This is a genomic window from Niallia sp. Marseille-Q9988 (assembly GCF_976954375.1).
The window spans coordinates 588,621-594,871 of the sequence record NZ_CDRJSZ010000004.1; the positions used below are offsets into that span (position 1 = coordinate 588,621).

Here is a 6,251-nt window from a genome sequence, read left to right on the forward strand (position 1 = left end):
CATATTAATTCGTCTTAGGAGTTAATTTAGCAGATTCCTTTGTTGGATAATCATAGAAAAAGGCAGTAATGAAGCTAATAACCAATAAGACCACTAAAACAGGTACAAGTACTGTCATTCCACTACTATCTACAAGCATTCCTCCAAGAAGCGGCCCAATCATTCTTCCCCCTGTAGCAGTACTATTTACAATCCCTTGGAAAAAGCCTTCTTTTCCTTTAGGAGCTAGCTTGTCAGCGATGGTTGGGACAGCTGGCCAAATTAGCATTTCTCCAATGGTCAAAATAATCATTGCCGCAAGAAAACCACTAAAGATTTCTGCTTTACCAACAATTAGGAAGGAAATGATAAAAATGGAAATCCCCATAAGCATTTGTTTCTTTATGGATGTGCATACTTTTTTAGTGAAAAAAGAAATAAGTGGTTGACCAAAAACAATAAGTCCTCCGTTTACAGCCCATAATAAACTATATTGTGTTAATGGAATACCAAGTTCCTGTGTATGGGTAGATATTGTTGCTTGCCATTGGACATAGCAGATCCAGCATAATAAATAACCAAATCCTAAAATTCCAAGAGAATACATAGCAGGGCTTCCCTTTAATATATGCTTTCCTTTTCTTCTAGAATTTTTCTTATTTAAAGAAGGAAGGATATCATTTTTTACTTGAATGTTTTTATAGCTGAAAAAGGCAATAAGGAAAAATACTCCATACATTAGCGTGTTAGATAAAAAGATAAATTGAAATGAATAAGAGGCAATGAATCCGCCAATCGCTGACCCAAGTGCAACACCAACATTTTGAGCAACATAAATACTATTGAAGGCTTTTCTTCCTCCTGCTGGCCAGACATTTCCTGCCATTGCATACATGCTAGGATAGATAATTCCTGATCCAAACCCAGATAAGGTAAAGAAAGTACAGTATGCACCCCAATTATGAAAAAGAGTTAGACCTAATAAAGAGGATGCAGTTAAAGATATTCCCAATAAGATAGAAAGATATCCACCTAATTTATCATAAAGAATGCCTCCGATTAAATTACCAATAACACTTGCTCCAGAATTAAGCATTAGGATAAATCCTGCAACCGTTAGTGTTTTTCCTAAATGCTCATGAATGTAAATACTATTTAAAGGCCAGAGTAAAGAAGAGCCTGTAACGTTTACAGCCATTCCAATAACTAATAGCCAAAGAGAACGAGGCATATTAATGCTCCTTTGCAAACTAAATTTCTAAATACCAGAAATAAGTGTAGTTCCTTTTAGAGAAACCTGCAATAAAATAATATCGATTTTTCCAAAGGCGGAATTTTCAGATAGAATAAGATGTAATAGGAGGGATTCTTTAGTAAAAAAGGGGAATTTTTTATAATAGGAAATCTTATTAACAATTAATTTGTTTGAAAAATTAATAATTTTCTAATAAAGTAGAAATATCGCTAAAACATAACGTTAGTACATGGAAAGGATCAAATAAATGACAAAGATATGTTTAATAAGGCATGGAGAAACAGATTGGAATGTAAGGGGAAAAATTCAAGGGAAGACAGATATTCCTTTGAATGAAAATGGAATAATGCAGGCAAAACAATGCCGAGATTATTTAGATGGTTCTGACTGGGACGTCATTGTCACAAGTCCACTGAAAAGGGCAAAGCATACAGCGATGATCATCAATGAAGCATTAAAGCTAAAGATGGTAGAAATGAATGAATTTATGGAGCGTAGCTTTGGAGATGCAGAAGGGAAGACAAGGGAAGAAAGAGCCATTTTGTATCCAAATCATCAGTATCCAAACCAGGAATCGAGAGAGGATTTAATAACAAGAATTATGAGTGGTTTGGAAAAAATACTTTCTCAGTTCCCGGAGCAAAAAGTTTTATTAGTGGCGCATGGTGCTGTTATACATACATTATTAACTGTTGTCTCCGAAGATCAGCTAATGATTGAAAATTACTTATCGAATGCATGTATGAGCAATATTCATTATAAAGAGAAGAAATGGGAGGTAAAAGACTATAACCTAGTCAATCATTTAATGTAAAGAAAGATAGAAAGATGGGGAGGGGTTTATAAAGATGTGTGATTATGGTGCATATATAGATGAAAATATTTCAGTTGGAGCTACAAAAAAAGGAAGCTTGGATGGATTAACATTTGCCGTGAAAGATGTATTTGCCATTAAAGATTATGCCTCTTCTGCTGGAAATCCGGATTGGCTCCAAAGTCATGAGCCCGCAAAAAAAACAGCACCTGCAATTGTTGATTTACTGGATAATGGTGCTACATTAAAGGGAACGACGATTACGGATGAATTAATGTATAGCTTAAACGGAGAAAACTATCATTACGGAACTCCTATTAATCCTAAGGACGCCAATCGTATTCCTGGAGGCTCTTCTTGTGGCTCCGCAGTGACAGTTGCTGCAGATTTAACTGATTTCTCGTTAGGTACAGATACAGGAGGATCAGTAAGGATACCTTCTTCCTATTGCGGAATATATGGATTCCGTCCTACCCATGGTGCAGTTACTATAGATGGTGTCATTCCCCTTGCGAAAAGTTTTGATACGGTTGGATGGATGGCACAGAATGCAAAAATCTTATATGAAGTAGGAAAAGTGCTTTTACCGAAACAAAAGGATGATTCCTTTACACGGTTTATGATAGGAAGTGATGCATGGGCATTAGCTGACAAGGAAGTACAGGATACCTTTAGACCATTTTTGAAAAAATTAGAGGCTACTGTACCAAGCTATTCCAGTACTATTATTGCAGAAGAGGGGTTAAAGGAATGGGCGGAGATTTTTAGACAAATCCAAGGAAGAGAGATTTGGCATGAACATGGAGTTTGGATTCAAAAGGTAAATCCTACTTTTGGTCCAGGAATAGCAGAAAGATTTCAATGGACAAGTACTTTAAAAGAAGAGGATTTATCACATTATAATAAAAAACGACGTATAATTAAGGAAAGAATGGAAAAACTGCTTGAAGATGACGGAATTTTAATTATTCCTACTGCTCCTGGGAAAGCGCCACTTTTGAATCTTCCAGTGGAAGAGTTAGAAGTAAAAAGAAGTCAAACTTTTCAGCTATGTTGCATTGCTGGACTAACGGGTTTTCCGCAAGTGAATGTACCATTAGCAACTCTAGAAGGAGCGCCAATTGGACTTTCCTTTATTGCTGGTCGAAATCAGGATCGAAAGTTGCTTCAATTAGTTGCTGAATTGGAAGGAAAATGGTGAAATAAGGAACATAGGACAGGTTGAGACGTATAATGAAAGAAATAAGCAAGTGATTGCTTGATATCTGCTTAATCTGAAAACTACTTGCAACATGAATCAAAATACAATACAATAAAGACCATATAAGTGAACAACACGGATAAGGAATAGTAAAGATGCCCTTTTGAAACAAAAGAGAGCTGACGGGTGGTGCAAGTCAGTCAAAAACATCTTGAACTCGCCTTTGAGTTGCAAGTGTGAACTTTTAGTAATGCTTGCCGTACACCTGCGTTAAAGGATAATGAAGCGAGTGATTTATTCACTAATTGTGGGTGGTACCGCGGGAGATTATACATAATGCCTCTCGTCCCTATTTGGGATGAGAGGCTTTTTATTTTGGCTAAAACAACTTTATAGGAGGATTTAAGATGAGCTTTAATCATCAGAAAATAGAACAAAAATGGCAAAAGTTTTGGGAAGAAAACAAAACTTTTAAAACAAGTGAAGAAAAAAGCAAGAAAAAGTTTTATGCATTAGATATGTTCCCATATCCATCTGGAGCAGGACTTCATGTTGGACATCCAGAAGGGTATACAGCAACAGATATTCTATCTCGAATGAAGAGAATGCAGGATTTTAATGTACTTCATCCTATGGGGTGGGATGCATTTGGTTTGCCAGCAGAGCAATATGCATTAGATACTGGAAACCATCCAGCTGAATTTACTCAGAAAAACATTGATACATTTCGTCGCCAAATAAAATCACTTGGATTTTCCTATGATTGGGATCGTGAAATTAATACTACTGACCCAGAATATTATAAGTGGACACAATGGATTTTTCTAAAGCTATATGAAATGGGCTTAGCTTATGTTGATGAAGTGGCAGTTAACTGGTGCCCGGCATTAGGCACAGTTCTAGCAAATGAAGAAGTTATTGATGGAAAGAGTGAACGCGGAGGACATCCTGTTGAAAGACGTCCAATGCGCCAATGGGTATTAAGAATAACGGCATATGCAGATCGTCTATTAGAAGATTTAGATGAAGTAGATTGGCCAGAAAGCATTAAAGAAATGCAACGTAATTGGATTGGCCGTTCAGAAGGAGCAGAAGTTACCTTCCAAATTGACAATCATGAGGAAAACTTTACTGTATTTACAACAAGACCTGATACATTATTTGGTGCTACTTATGCTGTACTTGCTCCAGAGCATGCCCTTGTAGAAAAAATTACAACTTCAGAACAAAAAGCGGCGGTAGAAGCATACTTAGAAAAAATTAAAAGTAAGAGTGATTTAGAAAGAACAGACTTAGCAAAAGAGAAAACAGGTGTATTTACCGGAGCATATGCCATTAATCCGGCTAACGGAGAAAAAATGCCAATTTGGATTGCTGATTATGTGCTTGTAAGCTATGGTACAGGAAGCATTATGGCTGTTCCTGCTCATGATGAAAGAGATTATGAGTTTGCAAAGACATTTGAGTTGCCAATTAAAGAAGTTGTAGCTGGAGGAAATGTAGAAGCAGAAGCTTATACTGGTGATGGCGAGCACGTAAACTCTGATTTCTTAAATGGTTTGAATAAAGAAGATGCGATAACAAAAATGATTAGCTGGTTAGAAGAGAAAAAAATTGGAACGAAGAAAATTACGTACAGACTTCGTGATTGGCTATTTAGTCGTCAACGTTACTGGGGTGAGCCAATTCCAATTATCCATTGGGAAGATGGCACAATGACTGGAGTACCGGAAGAAGAATTACCATTGACACTTCCAGAAACATCTGAAATAAAGCCATCTGGTACAGGGGAATCCCCGTTAGCAAATATAGCAGAATGGGTAAACGTTGTAGACCCTGTAACTGGTAAAAAGGGTAGACGTGAAACAAACACAATGCCACAATGGGCAGGAAGCAGCTGGTATTATTTACGTTATATTGATCCAAAAAATAACAAGCAAATTGCAGACCCTGAAAAAATAAAAGAATGGCTTCCAGTTGATATGTACATTGGTGGAGTAGAACATGCTGTCTTGCATCTTCTATATGCACGCTTCTGGCATAAAGTGCTTTATGATATAGGCGTTGTTCCAACGAAAGAACCATTCCAAAAATTATTCAACCAAGGAATGATTCTTGGTGAAAATAATGAAAAAATGAGTAAGTCAAAAGGAAACGTCGTAAATCCAGATGAAATTGTAGCAAGCCATGGAGCTGATACACTTCGTTTATATGAAATGTTCATGGGACCACTAGATGCTGCGATTGCATGGTCAACAAATGGCCTTGATGGTTCTAGAAGATTCCTTGATCGTGTTTGGAGATTGTTAGTTGATGATAATGGGGAGCTTTCTTCAAAAGTTCAAACTATAGAGGAAATGAAGGGGCTAGACAAAATTTATCATCAAACAGTTAAAAAAGTAACAGAGGATTTTGAAGCGCTTCGCTTTAACACAGCTATTTCACAAATGATGGTATTTATCAATGAGTGCTATAAAGCAGATAGTATTCCCCAAAAATATGTAGAAGGATTTGTGAAATTACTTTCACCAATATGTCCGCATATGACCGAAGAACTATGGCAAATTATCACGGGCTCAAACCAATCTATCGCTTATGAAGCATGGCCAGCATATGATGAAGCAAAATTAGTAGACGATGAAGTAGAAATTGTTATTCAGATTAATGGAAAAGTAAAAGCGAAACTAATGGTTCCAGCAGATGCAAATAAAGATGCATTGGAACAAATCGCGATGGAAGACAATCAAGTAAAAGAACAAATTGATGGAAAGCAAGTACGTAAAGTAATTGCAGTTCCTGGGAAATTAGTTAATATAGTTGCAAATTAACGAGAAGAGGCTGGTCTATATTGACCGGCCTCGTTTTTGCTATGGGCGTATGAGTAAAATGTTTGTGGGAGAATAAATATCCTTTTTGTCTAGTTGGGGGACTCGTCCCCCAACTAGACAAAAAGGCCACCAAGCGAGAGCGCGGTAGCTGGAAAAAATTAAGCATTAAAAAAG

General features: G+C 36.8%; 4 protein-coding genes and 1 other annotated feature. Of the genes, 3 read left to right on the forward strand and 1 reads right to left on the reverse strand.

Features of this window, described 5'->3' with window-relative positions:
• Positions 1-4: 4 nt before the first annotated feature.
• The gene (locus tag ACWNMZ_RS09905; protein ID WP_031540489.1) at positions 5-1,210 is read right to left on the reverse strand and encodes an MDR family MFS transporter; all 1,206 of its coding nucleotides are present in this window, start codon (positions 1,208-1,210) and stop codon (positions 5-7) included.
• Between the two features lie 271 nt (positions 1,211-1,481).
• Between ACWNMZ_RS09905 and ACWNMZ_RS09910 the strand changes: the two genes are divergently transcribed.
• The 3 genes from ACWNMZ_RS09910 (at position 1,482) to leuS (ending at position 6,077) form a co-directional block, all read left to right on the forward strand.
• Positions 1,482-2,048, forward strand: coding sequence for a histidine phosphatase family protein (locus tag ACWNMZ_RS09910; protein WP_349205035.1), 567 nt, complete (start codon positions 1,482-1,484; stop codon positions 2,046-2,048).
• Between the two features lie 34 nt (positions 2,049-2,082).
• Positions 2,083-3,249 carry an amidase gene (locus ACWNMZ_RS09915; protein ID WP_349205036.1) on the forward strand — a complete coding sequence of 389 codons (1,167 nt, stop codon included), beginning with the start codon at positions 2,083-2,085 and terminating at the stop codon, positions 3,247-3,249.
• Between the two features lie 127 nt (positions 3,250-3,376).
• Positions 3,377-3,603: a binding site (T-box leader), on the forward strand.
• Positions 3,604-3,656: 53 nt separating this feature from the next.
• The gene (leuS, locus tag ACWNMZ_RS09920; protein ID WP_251628735.1) at positions 3,657-6,077 is read left to right on the forward strand and encodes a leucine--tRNA ligase; all 2,421 of its coding nucleotides are present in this window, start codon (positions 3,657-3,659) and stop codon (positions 6,075-6,077) included.
• The last annotated feature ends 174 nt before the right edge of the window (positions 6,078-6,251 follow it).